Here is a 19,525-nt window from a genome sequence, read left to right as displayed (position 1 = left end):
TTCTACTCCTTATGCGATTTTTGGTAGTTCCCTTTAAAAGTAGCCCTTTGTATCAATAAAAAAAAGCCCCAAAAACTATAGACAAATGCACGAAATCCAGGGATGGATTCAACATTTGTCTATCATTTTAAGGACATTTTGGATGATTATTGGGGTTTAAGCCATCCTTTTCGGTAGGCTTGCAGAACGGCGTCTTTCCGTTTGTTGACGTTCAGTTTGGCAAATAAACGCTGCACATACGTATGTACCGTGCCTGTACTGATCCCCATAGAGGCCGCAATTTCTTTGTTGGTATTGCTTATCGATAAGCCCAGCAGCACTTGCATTTCCTTTTTGCTGAGCGGATTGTCCTCGTTGGCGTCGGCGTTCTCCGGCATTAACTGCTGTCCCTCAAACGCGAACAAAATCTGATTCACGTAACGAAGGGACACGTGGCGTTCCTTCAGACGGTAGGACTGCCGCAAGTCGCGGTAATGGAGAACGATCCGCCGGACCGTCTCGCCTTCCCCCACATAGGCTCGGATATACCCGTCGGCTGCCGACAGCAGCAGCGCCTTCCCGAGCGTCCGAGCAGCCAGACTGTGCTTCCCCTGCTTTTCATACAAGATGGCATGAAGGATATAGACTTCAATCTGTTCGGCGAGCTGCTGTTGCTCGGCGCACCGCTTTTGCAGCTTTTTCAGCAGCGTATGCGCTTCCGCATAGGCGCCGACCGCTATTTTCGCGCGTGCCAGCACGATCATGCACAGCAGCGTATTGGTAACGCTGCTTTCATGGGGCGTAGACGTCCGATGGGCGGCGATGTACTTCTCACCAGCAGCAGCGCCGTCAATGCCGGACAGCAGTTGAAATTTGAAATCCCAGGCGTCCAGTACCGGGGCCCAGTAGGCCGTTTCTTTGGCATTAAGCCTCGACCGCACCTCAGACACATAACGCCGTGCATTATCGCGGTCATTACAGCCGATGGCGAGGAGGCCTTGCAAAATGGCTGCCGGCACGAAAAGCGCCGCCGCCTGCAACTCGTCCCCGACGGTGCGGGCCAGCGTAACATACGTCTTGGCATCACGAAGCCGGTTCCACTCGTACAGCAGTTCCGCATAGCCGATCGCATAGTAGGCGGCGTTGTAGGAACGGACATCGCGCCATCGCTTGGCGATCGGTTCGAAGCAGCGCTGCGCCTCCCGCAGCCGGCCCAGGACACCGGGGAAACTGCGCAAGCGCGAATAATGGTGGACGCTATAATCGATATAAGCGAAAATCTCATCGTGCGCGGGATAGCCCCGTTCCAGGTACAACTCCAGATACGATGCGAGACCGTCGAAATCATGCTGAAACATGCAGACATAAGCGCGCATCACTACGATTACGCGAAGCAAATAATCGCGCCCTTCCAGCGGCAGCTCACCCGGTTGGAGCGTCAATTGGCGCTCGATCGCCTCCAACTGGGCGAACGACCGGGTGGCGGGCTGCTCCGGGACGATAAAAAACAAATAGGACACATACAGTTTCGGCCGCCTCTGGATCATTTCTTCCGGAATGATCTCAAAAAAGCGGCGCAGCGCCCAGGCTTCCGTCAAGATGAACTGGTTGAACAACCTTTCGAGCAGCCGGCCGGCGTCCTCGTAATGACTGCCTGCCATATAATGCTCCATTGCTTCCATCGGATAGCCGTTGCTTTCCAGCCAGCGCCCTGTTTTCCATTGCAGCGACTGCCACATAACGGGATCTTCGCGAAGCAGCCTGTTCCGCAGCATCTGCGCAATTAGAGGGTGGTACCGGTACCAGATACGATCTCCATCCTGCAGACGATGAAAAAATACGGTCTCCTTCCCGAGGAAAGCGAACATCCGCTCCGGCTCGGGATGGCCGGTCAGCTCGCTGCATAACGGGGCCTGAATACGCTCGGGAAGCGACGTTCGCAGCAAAAAGCGGATCGTTTCCTCCGGGAGCTGATCCAGCAGCATTCCCATCAGTCGCTCTCCGGTCAGCGCTTGCCGTTCCGCCGCAAGTCCGGACTCGTCCGGTTCCGTGCGATCCGCTGTCTCTCCCCCGCGAATTGTCGCTTCCAGCATACGCATCCCGAGTGCCCAGCCTTCCGTCTGCTGCTGCCAATACCGCAGTTGGTCCGCAGATAGCGGCCCCGTCTCCGTTTGCCGAAAAAAGCGGCGTGTTTCCGCTTCCGTAAAGGCAAGGTCGTGCCAGCCAATGCGATTCATCGAGCGCTTCGACACATCGAGCGGCGCCTCCGTACGGCTGAGGACCACCAGATAGACGTGATCCGGCATCGTGCGTATCCAAGCAGAGAGCATATCGTGTATATCCGGCATATGAATGACATGGTAGTCGTCAAGGACGATAACGATCGGTTGCGACAAGCGGGCACACGCTTCGCTCAAATCGGTCAATGCCCGTCCCGGCTGCTGCATGTACAACTCGATAAACCGGTTCGTCAGGTCATCCTTCATATCCGGGAACGCATGATGAATAGCCGCGATCACATGGAGCCAAAACCGCAGCAAATGGTTGTCTGCTTCATCGAGCACGATCGTGGCGACCGGAAGCGCCGTTTGCTTCATCCAGCCGCTCACGAGCGTGGTTTTGCCGGAACCGGGAGGGGCGACAATCCAGGTCAGCCGCCGCCTGCCGATGCTTTGCAGCTTCATATCCAGGCGCGGCCGCTTGACATATCCGACGGGCACGGAAGGAAACTGGAATTTGGACGGCACAATCATAAATTCCAGCCAATGCCGCCGGGCCCCGTGACCGTCTTCCCTATGATTCTGATGTGACACCCTGCTCACTTCCCCCGCACCTCTTTTATTTCCTACAGTCTACTGTACGGTGCGGGTCACGTAAAGACCAAAATCGTTCATCCCGATCGCTCACAACGGCTCGGTTTGCAGCGTACCGGTATCGGTTACGGTCACGGCATACCGACTGCCCGCAGGCGATCGGAGCACCAGCCGCTCTTCTCCGATCCGGCCAAACGGCTCCCACACGCCGGGCGTTCCGCCGGCTACACATACCCAGCCGACGTAATCCGAAGAACTCGTGTCCGTCTTATACACTAGCGATCCCCGTACCCAATCCCCGGCCGCAGGCACGCTGTCGGCCCAGCTGACCGTCGCGCCCTTGGCCAGCCCTTCCGGAGTCATCAACCGCCGCGCATACCCGGCATTGCCTACCGGTTCGCCGGCACCGGAGAACACATTGTCCGGAGTAATGCGCACGTCCGATCCGCTCGCCTCCACGGCCAGGAAAATGCACTGCCTGGCTGCTTCGATCGAATTGCCGCTCACGATCGTGTCGGTGACTGCCGTGTCGAACCGGATGCCGTAATCGGCGCCTACGAGGACATTGTGCGAGATCACATTGCCCGAGGACGGTTCGGGACCTGCAAACCGGATGGCGCCGTAGCCGGAATATACATGCTTGATCGTATTGCCGCACATCAGGACGCGGTTGCAATTTCGCACGGACATAGCGACAGCCCGATTCACTTCAATCGTATTGTGGCAGATGACCGGAGCTTCGGCATTGGCGATGTTCCATCCGGAGGCGCCTGTCCCCGCATCGCGATTGCCGCGAATCTCCAGCCCCTTTTGGACCCGTCCGGTCGTGAACATCCTCGCATCCCCCACCGAGCCGTAGAAGATGTTGTCGGTGATGCTGACATCTTCGGTACTGCCGATCTCCCCGGCATTGCAGCGGAAAAAATAGCGGGCCTGTCCTTGATTGCCGCGAATCGTCATCCGTTTGTTCTTGAATGCGGCGTTCGGATTATACGAATTAATAAATACCCCAACGGTATCGTATACGTTGTTTTCGATCCAGACGTCCTCCACAATATCCGAACCCGAAGAAGTGTGATTCGGCTCGATATCGATCGTCGCCACGTAGTCAAACCCGTCCAGCATCACATTGTCCCGCACCCAGACCCGCCGTGCGGATACGATCGCTATCGCGCATCGCCTCGGATCGATCAGCATATTGCTGTACACATGCACGTCTTCGCACGGACCCAGATAGTCCGACCCGAAATAGACGCAGTCCCCGTAGGCCGAATTGAACCGGTTATGATGAATGTAAACATGCTGGGAATCGGTGACGCGCAGCAAGTGCGACTGCTCCCCCGCCGTACCGCCTGTATATTGGCCGTTCAGATGAAGGCCGGAGACATGCAGCCCGCTGCCTTTGTAAGAGACGATCGCCAGCATACGCTTCTCCGCCGTGCCGTCCGTACCCACCATGCGGATTTCCGGCATGCCGATGCCGTAGACCGAATTGCGGATCACAATCGTCCCGCTGACTTTGTAAAAGGCGTCCGTTTTCGGCACGATCAGCGTTTGACCGGTTAATGCGGCATTGCGGAACGCCGCCGTATCGTCCGTCACTCCGTCGCCCGCCGCTCCAAAATCCGCTACACTGACCGCTCCCGCTGCGCGCAGCAGGCATTCTTCCTCCGGACCGCCGCCGTACACGCTATGCCGTACCGTCCCGCCGATGCCTTGCCCCCGCACTGCCAACGATCCCGCAAACATCGAGATTCCGGCGACTCCCATCGACAACAACATTTTTCTTCTGCTTACAGGCAGCATCTCCGGCGCTTGATCGTGCGTCTTCATACGATTCCTCCTTGGTATGGAGCAGCTATTTTTTCAATTCCGCTTCAATATCCCGATTGGTTAATTCCTCCGCTTCCCGCATAATCGTGTTGATGTCCGACTGGCCGGCATTCAGCTTTTTCACCGCTTCGTTTAAATGCCTCGAGGCAATCGCGTCATAAGGGGTAGGCGTGAACGGAGGCGCAAACGCGCTTTTGAATACGACACTGATGTTTTTGCCCTGCATCGATTTCATATTCACGCCGTACCGGTTGCGAATCGCTTCGTCGCGAAGAGACGTAAATCTGCCGTGCTCGGTAATCAGGTTCTGGATCTCATTGCTGGTCAGCAGCTTGATGACCTCGAACGCCTCATCCTTCTTTTTCGTCGACGCGGACACGAGAAGGAAGTGCCCTGACGAAGCCAGGCTCCGGTTCGGATATTCCTTAAAGCTGGGGAATTGCGTAATGTCCCAGTTGAAATTGTTCGGCGTGCCGTGCAGCTTCTCCAGCGCCGCGAACCGGGCGTCGTAGCTGGGCAGCATCGCCAGTGTCTGATTCACCAGGAAATCGTCAAGCACTTGGTTCTGGTTGCCCGGAATTTCGTTGGCAGCCTTGATCACATCAAATACCCGTCTCCAGCCGTCGGAAGCAATCATCGCTTTATTCGTCTTCAGATCGACCCGGGGCAGCGTTAGCTGCGTGCTCAAGTCCGTAATACCCGGAAGCATGATGCCTTTAAAGGTGACGCCTCCGACGGTGCGGGAGAAGGAACGCGCCATCGCGATCGTTTCCTCCCAGGTCATGCCTTCCTTCGGATAGCTGACGCCGAACTGGTCGAACAAGTCTTTGTTGTAGAAAAAGGCCAGAAAGTTGAGCGAAAACGGAATCCCGTAATATTTGCCGTCGCCGTACACGCGCGAAGTCTCCAGAGCCGCCGCGTCAAACCGGTTCATATCGAGCTTGTGGGTTTGGATCAACGCGCTCAGATCGAGCACAGTCCCGAGATCCCGATGCGCCTTGATCCGCGGATAGGTGGTAAACACAAAGTCCGGGAAGTCGCCTCGGGCCAGCATACTCTCGATACTCGCCTCTCCTTTTCCGAGCCGGACCATTTCCACCGTAATGTGGGGAAATTTCGCTTTTACCGGCGCGGCGATCAGATTGGCAAACTCGTCATCGGAGATGGTTGCTCCATCCTGCAGCATTCTCAGAGTAATGTTTTCTTTCGGTTTTTCCGGTACGTTCGTTCCGCCTTCCGGCGTTTCCGGTTGTCCGGTTGTGCTTCCGCCCGCGCTTCCCCCGCATGCACTGACGAGCATCGCAGTCGCGAGACAAACTGCTGCCGCCGTACTTCGCATCCCTCTGATCATCCTGTCAAACCCCCTTGTTTATTAGGGTCGATCCCATGTTTATCAAAGCGGTTACGCTCCGCTTCTGCGGATCGAGGTCCCCATTCCCCATTCACCGGTGGTCTCCGCATGTTCATTTCGTTAGCCGTTGTTCGTTCTTTCCCTGTATCGCAAAGCCGGTCTGACTCGCGGTCTGGATGACGCAGTTACGGATCAGATCAATATGAAAGCGCTGTCAAAAATGTGCCGGAAGGCAGCCGAAGGCAATAACTGCTCTCCCACTGTCTCTCCGTATACGACGGAAGCGAAGGTACCGCCGATACTGCCGCGCAGCGGCCACAACTAGGCTGGAAGCATGCAGCTTCCTGCGGTAGCCCAAACCTCGCTCCACCGTCATACGCGGCACACCCTCCATACTCCCGTTGCCTATCTAACCGTCTAGCTTTAACTCGGGTTTGTTCCCTGTCATTGCCGAATAGAACGGGCGTTCCATCTCCGGTCTGAACGGAATTGCCGACTCTCGAGGCACCAGTACCGCCCCGATCATCTCCTCCACTAGTTCACGCTCCTCGCCTGGCTCCGGCTCAGCGGTCATAATGTCCCACGCCTTGACGGCCAGCTCCGGAATGGACGGGCCAACTGTCGTGAAAGCGATTTCAAATGCGCTCATCTCCGGCGTGTCGTCGTAGACAACGACCGAAACATCATCCGGGACGCGTACACGGATGGGCCGCAGCGCGCGCATCAACCGAAACAGACAATGCTGAGAATCGACGACAATCGCGCTAGGTCGATCAGGCTTCTGGAAAACCGCGTGCACATCATCTTCAAACGTAGTTCCGAAATAATCGAAAAAGTGCTCCGGCGTATAGTCCGCCTTGCATTCGGCAATCCCTTGCAAAAAACCGTACATTTTTTGCTTGTTTTTCTGCCCTCCCGCGTAGGCCAACTGCCGGTGGCCCAATGCCGACAAGTGACGCACCGCTTGCAGCAGCGCTCCGCTGCGGTCGACCGCCAGCCAATCCACCCCCTCCGATTTGTTGTACCCGCCCAGCGCCAGCACTCGCCCCGGGAACCGCTGACGCTCCACTGCAAATGACGCAGGCAGCGTCGAATACGCATCCCAAAACATCACATGATCGACGCCAAACTGCCGGAACGCTTGCAGCGAGTCCGTCAGGCCGTCCATAATCTGCATCACCCGGTAGCCCCGTTTAATCCCTTCCAGCTGAAGCTGCAGGTTCATGTTGTAAAAGAACAGCCCTTCCCGCGGCGGCCAGATTAATCCGACGAAGTTGGTCTTTTGCCTCACCAGCTTTTTGGCCGCCAAATTCGGTACGTAATTCATTTGCTTTGCAATCGTGTGTATTTTCTCCCGCATTGCTGTGCTGACGCGCAAGTCGTCCCTGAGCGCCCGTGAAACCGTTGAATGATTAACACCTGCTGCTTTAGCAATATCTTTGATTGTAATCATGATTGTAAGCCTACCCTTCAGATCTGAATTCAGAATAACAAACGTGTGCACAAATTTCAATCCTTTATTTGGTTTGCCCGCAGATTTTTTTTCTGCTTTTCCCATACTCTCATTTTGCACAATATTTCCTTTTTGCTCAAGCCCGGCAATCCAGATGCGGTCACCAATGCTTTCCGGTTAGTGATATTCCATTTTTTGTAACAAAAATAAAAAGCAGCCGCCTCTGGGGGCAACTGCTTCAAATTCGGTGTTAATCATCTAGTCCCTTCCCGCTGAGAATATGCGGTAAATATTTTTCAACCCTGGACTCACGAGTTTTGGATTGCTTGGGTGCGGAAAAATATAGAATGTATGCTCGCTGCCTTCCTGGCGTCAATGCTTCGAAACTAGTTTTCAGGTCAGGAATTTCGACGAATTTATTTTGCAATTCTTCCGGAATGACGTAGTCCGTATTTTTGTTATAATTCACTTGCAAACCGGCTTTTTCGACTGCGATCGCTTCGTCGACATAAGATTTGAGGATAAGCTGCATTTCTTCTATTTGTTGCAGGCTGGTGAACCGGATCTGGCGCGCGGCTTGTACATTTTTCGTTTGTTGGACAAGTATTCCGTGAGGATCTTTTAATAAGGCGCCTTTGTGAAACAGAAGCGCGCAGTACTCTTTAAACCCATGGATTAATACGATGTTTTTGTTCTGATACGTATAACAAGGATGCATCCATTTAAACTCTTCGGTCAGCTCGCAGTCAAGTACGATTTCTCTCAACATCTCGAACTCTTCTTTCCAGTTTTTAGCCTTGCTAAAAAATGGATCAATCTTATGATTTCTCGTACCTTGTATCATCCATGTATACCCCTTTCCGTTAAACATTGTGGCGACTTCCCAATCAGACACCATTCGGTGACTATTTCGATTATATGACACCTTTTGGTGTCTTGTAAACAACATTTTTACTTTGCTTGATGCAACCGGCGACTCTGTCTGCGTTAGGTGATGACACACTTCTCGCGAGCGGCAGTACGCTCCCGAACGACGAATAGCCTCACCCGCTAGCTGCGGGCGAAGCTCGTCAGACGGTGGCGATCAGTCAACTTCGGTCTGTACGTCATTACATACGTCGCGATTAATCCCCTATTGCTTCCTGTCATTTATTTCGTATTACTGGAAATCTCAAAACCGTCTTCATTTTTGACAGATCCGATCTGCGCGGGTCGGATAAATAAATTTCCCTGTGGGTTTTATCGGAACGCACATATCCTTGTTCCCTGCAGTAGGATTCCATTCTCGAAAAGCTTTCCGGTTCGCTGTCGAAACTTCCGATATGCATCATTTGGCAGCATAATCCATCGGTCATCGTAGCGAAAATGAGCTGATCAAGATAAGGATTCGGCTTTTTCTTTTTCGTTTGTTCGACAAATGCAAGGAATAACGCACTTGTTAGAAAGTCGGGTTGGCGTATCATAAGGGTGTATTTCAAATTGCTCTTATTCGTGGGCGGCTTTGACTTGTCGATCAAGTCCCATATTCCTTCAAGCGGAAAAACGGTGTATTCATAATAACCGGCGGGCATGTTTTTATGTTTGTATGACATTTTCACCGCGTAGCTCAAGCTGTACAAGGCTTCTGTCGCCCGGGCAAACTCCTCTCCGTTCGGATCGCCTTCGCCGCTAATCCTGATAAACGGCATCTCGCCGATATCCATAATAACCGGGTTGTTTCCCGGTACATAGATGGATTTGTAGTCTTTTTTATAATCTATTTTTTTGCTAATGGCGATCACTCCTCTTACACGTTTGACACTACTATACACTAGTAAATACGACAACAGCATGTCATATTTTATCCTATAGTTTTGATAGGTGGCTCAGTGCCGGATCGTGCGCACCACAAAGAAGCAGGCCGCCCGACACCGCCGGCAGCCTGCTTTCCTTATGATGATCTCTAACAATCAGATCGCCTTATCGCCCAGCCAGCGCTCCATCTCCTCGGCATCAAAAGGAGGATAGATGTCCGGATGCAGCATATGGCCCAGTTTGCTCAAGCCCGCTACAAGCAGCGGCGACGGCCGGCAATACAGCGATTCCTCCATGACGCGAATCCGTCCTTCGGTGACGGCCCGCAGTCCTTCGGAGCCGGGACGGTTGCGGACGATCTCCGGCTTGACCTGCTGTTCTCTGACGCCGACCCAGGCGAGTAAAATATAGTCCGGGTCGCGGCGCAAAACGTCGTCCCAATCGGTCTTGACCTTGGCCGCGGGCTCATCGGCGAATACGTTGACGGCGCCGGCCAGCTCGCTGATGCCGGTCAGCCAGTTGCCGCCGGCAGGCGTGAACACCGGCTTGGGCCACCATTCCCAATAAAGGGAGGGCTTGTCGATACAGCGCCGGCTCAATTCCGCATAATAAGCGAGGCGGTCCTCGTATTTGTTCCGGGCCGCTCTGGCCCGATCCGGCTCGTCCAGTGCCTCGCCTAGGGCGGTCAGGCATTCGGCGATATCCGTCAGCGTTTTGGGATTAAGCGTAATATACGGCAGGCCCCGTTCCTCCAGGGCGGCGATGTTCTTCTCCATGCCGGGTACCGTCAGCGATGCGAGCACCAGATCGGGACGCAGCGCCTCCACCGCATCCATATCAATGTTCAAATCCGAGCCGAGCTTCGGCAGCCCGTTCGTGCTGGATGGCCAGTCTGTATATTTATCGACCCCGACGATATGGCGGTCGAGCCCCATAAAACCTAGCAATTCCGAATTGCTAGGACTGATCGATACGATTCTCATAGCATGACACTCCCTTCGGCTTCCTTAACGCGAGTGGCTGTCTCTTATTGGATCAGATCGGGATAGATGCCTTTTGCAATCGTCCGCAAGCCATCCACAATGCGGGGACCCGGGCGGTTCAGCGTATCCTGATCGACGCCGACGAGCTGGTTGTTTTTGACGGCATCGATTTTATCCCATCCGTTGCGTCCTTTGATGATTTGGTCAAGCGTAAGACCCGCTTTATCTTTGGTGCCGGTCGTATAGAAAATGACGGCAGGGTTGTCCTGGATAATTTTCTCTTCGTTGATCTTGTTGTAGCCTTTCGTATCCGCAGCGATATTAATGCCGCCGGCCAGCGTCAGCACCTCGTCCATAAACTCGCCCTTGCCGACCGTCCAGCCCGGCGAAAACTCGATGTATACTTTTTTCTTCTGGTCCGGCTTGACGGTGCCGACGGCGGTTTTGATGCTGTCGATGTCCTTCTTCATCTTGTCGGCCAGTTCTTTGGCTTCCTTATTCTTATCGGTTAATTGTCCGATGATCAAGACGTTGGCGATAATATCGTCGATCGATTTCGGTTCGAATTTGTACAGCGGCAGGTTCAGCGAGCGCAGCTTGCCCAGCGCGTCGTCCTTGATGGAAATGCCGGTAATGACCAGGTCGGCATTGGCCGCCAGCACCGCTTCCACGTTCGGAGCGGAAACTCCGCCCAGCTTCGGCTTCGACTTCGCCGCTTCCGGGTAGTTATCGAAATCCGTTACGCCGACGATCCGGTCGCCCAGTCCGAGCGCGAACAAAATTTCCGTTTCGGCCGTGGAGGTGGAAGCGATGCGTTGAGGCGCTTTTTGCAGCGTTATTTCGGTCCCGGTCGTATCTTTCAAGATAAGCGGGTATTTAGTGGCGGTGACAGCGGCATCTGTTTGTTTGGGTGCCGCCGTCTCTCCCGCTGGGGACGCCCCGTTTTTCACAACAGATTCTTCCCCGCTCCTCGCCCCGCAAGCAGCGATCGAGAAGCTAAGAAGGATAACGAGTAATAGTGCGGTAATCTTGTTCATGAAGCGTTTCGTTCCTCTCCGGTTTGAAATTGTAGAGAACGGCTTGAGGGTGCTGAAATCCCGTATCTACCGTCCGGCGCAACATCAAAAACCCCGTTCCGGAGGAAGGGGCAGCTCATCAAGGATTTGCCAGGCACGGCGCAACGGCGAAATACCGCCATGACGCCAAAAAAACGGCGCTGCAGCGCGTCGCGCCCGTCACCGGTCCGCTCACGCGCATGGCTGCAACCATGCTGGTAAAGATCAAATCGCTGAATAGCCCAATCCTTTTCCGCGAAGGATGTCGTTGGCTGAAGCGCAGATAGGCAGGTTTCCTGGCTCTCGGGCATTGCGAGTTCCCCGCCTTCCCATCCCTCGTAAGGAACAGTGGCTTGTGGAGTTCTCCCCGATACACAGTGGCGGGACCGCGCCGGATTCGCACCGGCTTCCCTTTTAACCCGGCATCCGGTCGTCTTGCACCGAACACTGGGCACCTACTGGCTGATACAGTTCTTTCACTAGAGTCAAGCTCATTTCACTCTGGCGATTATACCATAGCATGGGCTGGGATGCTATGCTTGTTTCAATTTGATCACTCGGCCGGTGGAAGGACCACGTCCAATGAAGATAGGATCGCTTTATAATCGTGTCCCGTTCGTTTTCGAAGAACCATGCACGGGTACCTCTCAAATGCATTGGGCATAAACTGAGCTATGTCATTGTGGAGAGGATGTTTACCTTGTTTCCTTATCGACCGGAAATTCATCAATTTCCCTATTCCGATTATTGGTTTCGTCCCCGCGGACATTATAGTTCCCCCTATTCCGAAGGCGGATTGCACTGGAGGCGTCGCGCTTTAGAATCGGACGAAAGCTGGCGGATGTCCAACCAGCAGCGGCTTACTTTCGTGCTTGTGCATGGCTCTTGGGCTGACGCTCACTTTTGGGACGGCGTAGCTGCGGCGCTGCGCAGTCAAGGGCATGACGTCCATACGCCGGAGTACGCGGGTCACGGCACAGATCCGAACAAACATGTCTCGCATGCGATGATCACGAAGTCCGTCGTCGCCTTTATCATGAGGCTCAACCTGCGCGATATCGTTCTCGTTGGGCACAGCTTCGGCGGATCGGTCATCCAGAAGGCGGCCGAGCAGATACCGGACCGCATCAAACGTCTCGTGTTCTGGGACGCGTTCGTCCTGAAAGACGGCGAGTCGGTTGCCGACGAGCTGCCGCCTCAGACAAGGCAAAGCTTCGAGCAGCTCAGAGCCGGATCGGAGGACGATACGATCCCGCTTCCGTTTCCGCTGTTTCGGGAGTTGTTCGTCAATACGGCAACCTTGGAGCAAGCCAAACAGTTTTACACAAGTGTCCGTCCGGAGCCGGCGAAGCCGCTATTCGAGAAACTGGATCTACAAGTGTTCTATACGCTGCCTACGCCCAAAAGCTATGTCTATTTCTACCAAGACAACGTGCTGCCGCAAGGAGAAGGCTTCGGCTGGAATCCGCATATGTCCGCACGGCTAGGTTTGTTCCGCCTGATCGTCGGCGATGGGGACCACTTTACGGATACGCGCACAAGGCCGGCCATGGTGGCGCAGAAGCTTTATGAGGCGGGCCGGGACTGATCGGGGACCGTAATGTACCCAAAAAGTTACTGTGGAGGAGTCTGGACCAGGTTGTCTGAACTAATGAACGGTTGCCTTTTCAAAATACGAGAGGGTCTACCAGCTCATTCCAGTGCACCAACGGTCGGCCCGTATGGTCTACGGCCATCGTACCCGTATACACCCGGTCCTTGTGCTGACAGCCCTCCGTCATCAGATGCTGCCAGACCGCTTGCAGAAATACAGAGGTCAGGAGTGGCGGCACTTCGTTCATGTTCTGCCACTTCGGCTGCCCCTCCTCGGATGTTGTCAGTTCCGTCCGCATCACTTCTCCGGTATAGACATACTGCACCCGGATTTCCGCTTCCTTTTGCCGCATCAGTATGTAACGGAGACGCATCTGACGGATTTCTTCGCGCCTCAGTCCCGTTTCTTCTTCAATTTCCCGAAAACAGGCCGCAAGCGGATCATTCAGTTCTTCCGGCTCCATATGACCGCCGATTGCAGCGTAAAACGGTTCAGACCGGCCTTGCCACTTGGAGGCCGGCTTATTCATCAACAAGACTTGATCGCCCCTGAACAGAAAGGCGGAGGCCAACTGTCTCAACTTCATTTCCACTTCAAATCCCTCTCCTGTCTGGATTATAGTCATTTCTGGTTTTTAGTCCCATTCTAGTATTCATGTCAAAATAATGGAGAAAGTTTACTGGATTAACGGGCTGCCAAATTAGGCCGAATTCGGCTTGCTTCTGAACTCGACCTGATTGATTCGCCGGAGCAGGCAAATGAATTCACCTGACCTCCATCCTATATGTACGATCCCTGATATAGTTGAATAATCCTCGGGTACTTCTTTTCGTAAATAAGATCGTGCTAGCGTTGTTTAGTTTTACGTCCTTTCGTTCTAGTTTCAGCCGACCCGCCGACTGATTCCATATTCCATTCGTCGTAATGAGCTTTACAGACACCCATTCCGTAAACAGACTCTTCGCACTTCCACGCCGCGCAAGTTATTTTTTTCATTTCGGACTTATCTTCCTGAATGTTATCTTCTTTCATTATGATTGCCTCCTCTTCCTTATCGGAGTAATTCCTGCCATGCTTTCATTTAATCCTAAATTGGAACCACTGATCCTATAATCATCCAGTAGTTCTAGTGGTACTTGAAGTATAACATCATTTTCCGAATCTTCGTCCCTTATACACCTAGCCAGATAGTGTTTAGCAATGAAGAATTGTTTCATCACTGGCAGCGCAACTAGTCCCTGGTCATGCGCAAAATGATGCTCTCGCTCCTGTCCTTTCCGCGCCTGGACTTTTGCTAAACAGAATGGACATGTATAGACTTGAGAGCGACTTTAATCGATCACGAATATGCCGCAGGACACCCTTTTCGTCTCTTGCAAAAGCTAGAGTAACCGACAAAAATAGCCCCCCTCTGTTGAATGCTGCCTAAGACTTTATTTTTTTCTCGCGATTTGGTCCCGCAGGGCTCTGGCCCGTTGCCATAAGTGCCCCCATTCACTCAAAATCGACTCGTATTCTTGCCGTTCTTCTTCGGTTAATCGCTCCTCTGGCCTTTCCGGAGGTGTGTATGGATATTGCTGCAAATACCGAACTATAGTTATAACCCTTGTCTCTGCATCAGCAGGATAATTCTGCCTCAACCAAGACTCCCAAGGTTTCTTCCCTCTCCGATCATTGCAATCGTGGCAAGCCGGAACCACATTTCCGATCAAATAGTCACCGTTTAGAGAAGCTGGAATCAGATGGTCCGGAACCAATCCGTTACGAGTGTCACCCGTATCTGCTATCCCACAATATGCGCAGTGATGCTCAAAAATCTCTTTAATACTTGACCAGTCTGTCGGAGACAATTCGTGTGTCGTAATTAGTTCCCTCATACCTCGCACAACTTGGTAGTTCATCCTGGAAAACATTCGGTTGCCCATCGACTTCTCTTTGCGGGCAGGGTTCACAATCTCTGCTCCCGTGTTTATCTCACTATTTGTAGCTCGTCTTTTTTTGTACTTGGAGACAACGTTATACACGAATTGATACTTAATACCCATTCGTCTTGCAATCTCTGCAACCGACACCCTCATGTCATACAGCTGACGTATTTCTGCAGATTTAGAAACTTCCTCTTTCATACCCCTCACCTCGCTCAGATGGAATATTGCCTATCATAACTTATTTCTCGATCTCATGTAAGTTTGGGGATTGTCTTGGTCAGCACCAGTCGTCCGCTGTTCGAAGAAAATAAAGTTGTAGACTGGAAAAACAAAGTATTAGACTAGGAAAAAATAGTATTAGACTGAGAAAAGCATCTGACCTCTCACGGTTGTGCTGCGGTCAAGAAAGGATAAAAAATCGTCAGGTAAATTTGCCTGGTGGTCCTTCGTGTGAGGGAAGGAGAAATCCGGCAGATGCGATTGTGATCAAAAACCACCCATGACGCACGTGCGTCATGGGTGGTTTTTGATCATTTTCATAAGTTCAGGAGGTGGCCGTGGTGCAATAGCGATGTTTTCAATCATTTCGGTGGACAGAGTATTTCGTGAAATTGACCAGCATGACCCTGGAACGGCCATTCTTCGTATCCATTTCCGAACCGGACTTACTTGACCGGCCCCATCCAGGTTGTAATCGTCTTCTTCTGGTGCGGCAACGGCGGTTTCAACTTCCCGTTATCGATCAAATGCTTCAAAATATAAGCGATCAGCCGGCCTCCGCCGGTATTGCCTCTCACCATGTAAGCAAGCTGCGGCTCCAAATGCTTCGGCTGATTTTGAAGGAACAACTTGAGCATTTTATCGTAGAGCTTGCCGACAGCAGGCGCATACAGGGATGACAAATCCGGCATTGCCTTGTTCAACCGATCCAGCGTTTGCGGAGAGTCGATCCAAACCGCATTGAACTTGTACCCCTCCTCCGTCTTGCGGATGTACCCCTTCTCCAGCAGGAACGAATATTGCTCGCTGTTCCCTTCGTTGTCGGGCAGTTCCCCTTGTTGGAACGCATGGCAAACCTCGACATTCCGGTATTCCAGGAAACGCCAATCCACCTGGCGGTCGCTCCAGCACGTATTGAATTGCCACAAGTATAAGGGACTGTCTTCGACGTAGCGGAGACTCGGACCAAAGGTGACATAACTACTCAGATCAAAACCCGGATCGGCATTGCGGCTCCGGTTCAACGCCGCATAGGCGATATACTGCCCTCCGTCCTTTCGCATCGGCGCGACCGCATCGAAGTTGTCGCCCGCCGGCATGCTCCGCCAGGATTGCTCCTCGACGTTCTTGGGCAACAAGGTCCAGAGCAGGAAGTTATAGTCGCCGTCCGGAACGTACACTCCGCTATCCTCGACTTGCCGGCGAACTTCCATTAACGCATCGAAATGAACATCGGCCACTTCGGCGGCGCACTCTTGCCAGAATCGATGACCAGCTACGGCCAACTCGAAGAGGTCCCAGACGATGGTATTGCTTTGATATTTGCCGGGAGAGGTTTGGACGAGAAAATTGTAATCGGCCAGGTGCCGGACTTCGCCTTCCAGCAAAGACGGCGGCATTCCGAGCTCCTCCGCGATTTGATGTACGGTACGCGCCTTGTGATAAGCCGCGTAAACGATATTTTGCGCCAAGGCGCGTCCAAGAAAATCGTTGGTTCACCCAGTCTGCCGGCCGAACCGGAATGGCCCATTTCCCCCATGCTGACCGGATTGACACTCAAAGTTCCTGTTGCGCGCATACGTTTCATCCCTTTCCTTAACTCCTTTTTGGCCTCGCTCAGATGCCACTTCACCGTGTTGACAGGAATATTCAGAGCAATCGCGATATCGCCGATTTTAAGCTCGTCGTAGTAATGCATGACCACGATCCGGCGATGGATGTCGGACAGAAACGCGACTTCCCGGCGCAGCTCGTGGTAAGCTTCGGTTACCAGCAGCCGGTCAAGCGGCTCCCGGGAAGGGTCGGCCGACAGTTCGGACATGCCGTTGATTTCGATCGCTTGGGGAGCGTGCGCACGCTTTTTCAACCAATTCACCCAAGTGTATCGGGCAACCGTCCAGACGTAAGCCTCCAGGCATCGAATGTCCCGCACCCCGGAGAAGGATTTCAACAATTGCAGCATAATCTCCTGAGCCAGATCCTCCGCCTCCGCCCGCTGCTTGACCCGGTTTAACGCAAAACCGAAAATCGGTTTGACATAGCTCCGAATCGCTTCCGCCGCTTCTTTTCCGTTCTGCCCGATCGAATCCATCTTCCGCCTCCGTGGTTGCATCTGTAATTCCTAACAATCAAATAGTGTGCCAGGCGAAATAAAGGTTGGGATAATTTCAAAAAAATTTGTACTTTCTACCGGATCACCAATACATGTACAATTACAAACATCGCGGATAGGTCATTGAATGGTTAAAGAGACGTTATGAACTTTTTGTTGAGTATAATGGAACAAGGATTCAGCAAGCTGAAGATTACTTAAGATTTAAGGGTCTCACAATTAGTATATAAAGATACTTTTTTCCGTTCAACTAAGGTACGTTAGTTCAACAACACAGCCGCAGTCTAATACTTTATTTCCTTTGGCCATCCGCAACGCGAACTTCAGATCAGATAATAATCCTCAAAACAAACCACTTTACAGAAGGGACATTCTATTAATTAATATTGGTTTATTTAGAAGCACCAAAACCCTTGATATAAAAGCATTTTCGGATAATATATTAATCACTGATCAAACAAATTGGGTCGAATTCGGCTTACTCCTGAACTCGACCTTTTTACGCCGGAGTAGGCAAACGAATGTTACCCGATCTCCATCCTATGTGAGTGATCCCTGAATAGTTGAAATCGTTCGGGTACTCCATGTAAGAATATGACTCGCATTATTGGTTTCTATTGTTACGGACTTTTGTTCTAGTTTCAACCGGCACCTCGATCGATTCCATATTCCATTCTTCGAAATGAGCTTTACAAACACCCATTCCGTAAACAGTCTCTTCGCACTTCCATGCCGCACAAGTTATTCTTTTCATTTCGGGCTTATCCTCATGAACATTTTCTTCTTCCATTACTATTGCCTCCCTTTCCTTATCGGACTAATTCTTGAATATAGCATTAGCTTTGTGGTCTCAGGCGACTACTTTTAACTAAGATACTCGATCTAACCAGCCATTCGCGGATGTCAGGTTTGTCGATTCTTCCAAGAGCATAATTGATATGCCGTTTCACTTTCTTCGAATGACAACCCATAGTCTCCAAGCTCGCTTCGGTGACCCTTTAAATAATTGAACATGATTTTGGCTTCTTTCGCGGTGATCGAGGCGGTCTTTAATTTTATCCAGGTAATCCAGGACATCGATATCATCGTGAACGATTTCCGAAGCAACGATCTGCTGGTATTCAGGTAGAGGAGCCCCCCACATGTGCGTTCTGAGTATTTCCATAAGAACAAAAAAGAAATCGAGAATAAGCATAGCCTCAAAGAAAAATAATCGTTCGAAAAAAATCTTATTCCACGTATACTTAATACTTGGAATTTTACATTCTCAAAGTATCTTGGGGAGGGAATCAGGAAGTGAAGACCAGGGCCATCTTTACCATTGTGATCTTGATTTTATTGAATGTTATACTGCACTATCGAACTGTGGGGATGTTGGATGTTGATAACTCCTTTTCGTACCTGATGGTTTCAAGTTGTACGATCTTTATCGGGATTGTTTTCGAGTTATTAAGAGATGACTACGCAATAAGAAATTTCAAAATAAACTGGATTATGTTATGTACCACAGTAGTGTTATTGGTTTTTATCTTCGTCAAAAGATTTATTTGGGAAGTATATGGTTTTCATCTTATACCGATTGTTAAATGGGTAATTGAGCCGATAATGTATCCCGAAGGAAAAACGATAGTTGGCATTATTGCAGGAATGGTTCTGGTTCGTTCCCTCTTCTTACCATCTAGGCTCACTTCGAAAAATTCTTGATTTTTTAGTAATTCCTACCCCGACGTTCCCTTTTCCCAGTAGTGTTTGCAATATGGTTCATGCGCGCTCAGTTTCAACATCGACGTTCTCTTATTCATTGACTCGCCTATAAAACGTCCTGTGCTTCATATTCAATTTCTTCATCGCAGCTGTAGCTGTTATCGCCCCAGCCTTCCATTCTTCATAGGTTAGAACGAATGCTGCACCGCTCTTGACCTTCGGACGACCGAACTTTACCCAGTCTGCTTTAGCAACCTCAATTCCCTCCGCTTGTCGCTGCCGGTTCTTCTTGCGCTCCTGCTCGGCCACGTATGCAAGCATGCTTAAACTGATCCTCAAGCAATTTCCCCAAGTCACCCATCGTTTTGAATTTCCTGGAGTCAAATAGCGTTTCGTTATCCAAACAAACAATGTCCGCATTTATCTCTCGGGTGATGTACTTCCACTCACTAATGATGCCATCGTAGTCACGGCCTAGCCGATCCAGCGCATCAAGATAAACCAAATCACTTTCACGAATCATCATGCGCATAGCCTGGTAACGCGGCCTGTCAAAGTCCTTACCGCTTTGCTTATCGACAAATATAAATCGATCTTCAATTCCGAGCTCCCTAAATTTAATAAGCTGCCGTTCCGGATTCTGATCTTTGGCCGAAACACGGCCGTATGCCAATTTCATACAAGCACTCCCTCATTTCGTGCCAAA

At 51.6% G+C, this 19,525-nt stretch carries 15 protein-coding genes, 2 pseudogenes and 1 riboswitch; of the genes and pseudogenes, 2 read left to right on the top strand and 15 right to left on the bottom strand.

What is annotated here, in order from left to right; all coding sequences use genetic code 11:
* Positions 1–146: 146 nt before the first annotated feature.
* The 8 genes from PV433_RS33525 to PV433_RS33490 all read right to left on the bottom strand — a co-directional run bounded on the left by PV433_RS33525 (position 147) and on the right by PV433_RS33490 (position 11,243).
* Complete coding sequence (locus PV433_RS33525) at positions 147–2,792, bottom strand: LuxR C-terminal-related transcriptional regulator (RefSeq protein ID WP_332076291.1); 2,646 nt, start codon at positions 2,790–2,792, stop codon at positions 147–149.
* A gap of 90 nt (positions 2,793–2,882) precedes the next feature.
* Positions 2,883–4,625 (bottom strand): right-handed parallel beta-helix repeat-containing protein, encoded by a 1,743-nt coding sequence (locus tag PV433_RS33520; RefSeq protein ID WP_332076290.1) that lies wholly within the window; start codon positions 4,623–4,625, stop codon positions 2,883–2,885.
* 25 nt (positions 4,626–4,650) lie between these two features.
* The gene (locus PV433_RS33515; RefSeq protein WP_332076289.1) at positions 4,651–5,976 is read right to left on the bottom strand and encodes an ABC transporter substrate-binding protein; all 1,326 of its coding nucleotides are present in this window, start codon (positions 5,974–5,976) and stop codon (positions 4,651–4,653) included.
* Between the two features lie 409 nt (positions 5,977–6,385).
* Entirely contained in the window at positions 6,386–7,429 is a 1,044-nt protein-coding gene (locus PV433_RS33510; protein ID WP_332076288.1) for a LacI family DNA-binding transcriptional regulator, read from the bottom strand.
* Between the two features lie 250 nt (positions 7,430–7,679).
* Entirely contained in the window at positions 7,680–8,273 is a 594-nt protein-coding gene (locus tag PV433_RS33505) for a YdeI/OmpD-associated family protein (protein WP_332076287.1), read from the bottom strand.
* Positions 8,274–8,574: 301 nt separating this feature from the next.
* A complete protein-coding gene (locus PV433_RS33500; RefSeq protein ID WP_332076286.1) occupies positions 8,575–9,261 on the bottom strand; it encodes a GyrI-like domain-containing protein in 687 nt (228 codons plus the stop codon).
* A gap of 117 nt (positions 9,262–9,378) precedes the next feature.
* Complete coding sequence (locus PV433_RS33495) at positions 9,379–10,206, bottom strand: cobalamin-binding protein (protein WP_332076285.1); 828 nt, start codon at positions 10,204–10,206, stop codon at positions 9,379–9,381.
* Positions 10,207–10,250: 44 nt separating this feature from the next.
* Positions 10,251–11,243, bottom strand: coding sequence for an ABC transporter substrate-binding protein (locus tag PV433_RS33490; protein WP_332076284.1), 993 nt, complete (start codon positions 11,241–11,243; stop codon positions 10,251–10,253).
* Positions 11,244–11,530: 287 nt separating this feature from the next.
* Positions 11,531–11,733, bottom strand: a riboswitch (cobalamin riboswitch).
* Positions 11,734–12,102: 369 nt separating this feature from the next.
* On the opposite strand from PV433_RS33490, the gene PV433_RS33485 reads away from it, so the two are divergent.
* Positions 12,103–12,849: an alpha/beta fold hydrolase gene (locus PV433_RS33485; protein WP_332076283.1), complete on the top strand. Its 747-nt coding sequence runs from the start codon at positions 12,103–12,105 to the stop codon at positions 12,847–12,849.
* A gap of 79 nt (positions 12,850–12,928) precedes the next feature.
* Here PV433_RS33485 and PV433_RS33480 read toward each other — a convergent pair whose 3' ends face one another.
* The 6 genes and pseudogenes from PV433_RS33480 to PV433_RS33460 form a co-directional block, all read right to left on the bottom strand.
* Positions 12,929–13,441 (bottom strand): NUDIX domain-containing protein, encoded by a 513-nt coding sequence (locus PV433_RS33480; RefSeq protein ID WP_332076315.1) that lies wholly within the window; start codon positions 13,439–13,441, stop codon positions 12,929–12,931.
* Between the two features lie 260 nt (positions 13,442–13,701).
* The gene (locus tag PV433_RS33475; RefSeq protein WP_332076282.1) at positions 13,702–13,887 is read right to left on the bottom strand and encodes a hypothetical protein; all 186 of its coding nucleotides are present in this window, start codon (positions 13,885–13,887) and stop codon (positions 13,702–13,704) included.
* Positions 13,887–14,168, bottom strand: a pseudogene (locus tag PV433_RS34285) (competence protein CoiA family protein); the annotation flags it as partial. The pseudogene PV433_RS34285 and the gene PV433_RS33475, both read right to left, overlap by 1 nt.
* A gap of 120 nt (positions 14,169–14,288) precedes the next feature.
* On the bottom strand, positions 14,289–14,981 hold the full coding sequence (locus PV433_RS33470) for an HNH endonuclease (protein ID WP_332076281.1): 693 nt from the start codon (positions 14,979–14,981) through the stop codon (positions 14,289–14,291).
* A gap of 1,297 nt (positions 14,982–16,278) precedes the next feature.
* Positions 16,279–17,094 carry an RNA polymerase sigma factor gene (locus tag PV433_RS33465; RefSeq protein WP_332076280.1) on the bottom strand — a complete coding sequence of 272 codons (816 nt, stop codon included), beginning with the start codon at positions 17,092–17,094 and terminating at the stop codon, positions 16,279–16,281.
* A gap of 625 nt (positions 17,095–17,719) precedes the next feature.
* Positions 17,720–17,905 carry a hypothetical protein gene (locus PV433_RS33460; protein WP_332076279.1) on the bottom strand — a complete coding sequence of 62 codons (186 nt, stop codon included), beginning with the start codon at positions 17,903–17,905 and terminating at the stop codon, positions 17,720–17,722.
* 216 nt (positions 17,906–18,121) lie between these two features.
* Between PV433_RS33460 and PV433_RS33455 the strand changes: the two genes are divergently transcribed.
* Complete coding sequence (locus tag PV433_RS33455) at positions 18,122–18,244, top strand: hypothetical protein (protein WP_332076278.1); 123 nt, start codon at positions 18,122–18,124, stop codon at positions 18,242–18,244.
* Between the two features lie 665 nt (positions 18,245–18,909).
* Here PV433_RS33455 and PV433_RS33450 read toward each other — a convergent pair.
* Positions 18,910–19,498 (bottom strand): annotated as a pseudogene (locus tag PV433_RS33450) (recombinase family protein).
* Positions 19,499–19,525 lie beyond the last annotated feature (27 nt).

Source organism: Paenibacillus sp. GYB004, from assembly GCF_036577605.1.
Classification (GTDB): Bacteria; Bacillota; Bacilli; order Paenibacillales; family NBRC-103111; genus Paenibacillus_AB; species Paenibacillus_AB oceani.
The sequence above is the reverse complement of the archived record's forward strand: the minus strand, read 5'-3'. Positions and strand labels throughout refer to the sequence as shown.

Bases quoted from the DNA above. Each gene is read 5' to 3' on its own strand.
- PV433_RS33520 (WP_332076290.1), bottom strand. From the start codon at position 4,625: ATGAAGACGCACGATCAAGCGCCGGAGATGCTGCCTGTAAGCAGAAGA.
- PV433_RS33515 (WP_332076289.1), bottom strand. From the start codon at position 5,976: ATGATCAGAGGGATGCGAAGTACGGCGGCAGCAGTTTGTCTCGCGACT.
- PV433_RS33510 (WP_332076288.1), bottom strand. From the start codon at position 7,429: ATGATTACAATCAAAGATATTGCTAAAGCAGCAGGTGTTAATCATTCA.
- PV433_RS33505 (WP_332076287.1), bottom strand. From the start codon at position 8,273: ATGATACAAGGTACGAGAAATCATAAGATTGATCCATTTTTTAGCAAG.
- PV433_RS33500 (WP_332076286.1), bottom strand. From the start codon at position 9,261: ATGCTGTTGTCGTATTTACTAGTGTATAGTAGTGTCAAACGTGTAAGA.
- PV433_RS33495 (WP_332076285.1), bottom strand. From the start codon at position 10,206: ATGAGAATCGTATCGATCAGTCCTAGCAATTCGGAATTGCTAGGTTTT.
- PV433_RS33490 (WP_332076284.1), bottom strand. From the start codon at position 11,243: ATGAACAAGATTACCGCACTATTACTCGTTATCCTTCTTAGCTTCTCG.
- PV433_RS33485 (WP_332076283.1), top strand. From the start codon at position 12,103: ATGTCCAACCAGCAGCGGCTTACTTTCGTGCTTGTGCATGGCTCTTGG.
- PV433_RS33480 (WP_332076315.1), bottom strand. From the start codon at position 13,441: ATGAAGTTGAGACAGTTGGCCTCCGCCTTTCTGTTCAGGGGCGATCAA.
- PV433_RS33475 (WP_332076282.1), bottom strand. From the start codon at position 13,887: ATGAAAGAAGATAACATTCAGGAAGATAAGTCCGAAATGAAAAAAATA.
- PV433_RS33470 (WP_332076281.1), bottom strand. From the start codon at position 14,981: ATGAAAGAGGAAGTTTCTAAATCTGCAGAAATACGTCAGCTGTATGAC.
- PV433_RS33465 (WP_332076280.1), bottom strand. From the start codon at position 17,094: ATGGATTCGATCGGGCAGAACGGAAAAGAAGCGGCGGAAGCGATTCGG.
- PV433_RS33460 (WP_332076279.1), bottom strand. From the start codon at position 17,905: ATGGAAGAAGAAAATGTTCATGAGGATAAGCCCGAAATGAAAAGAATA.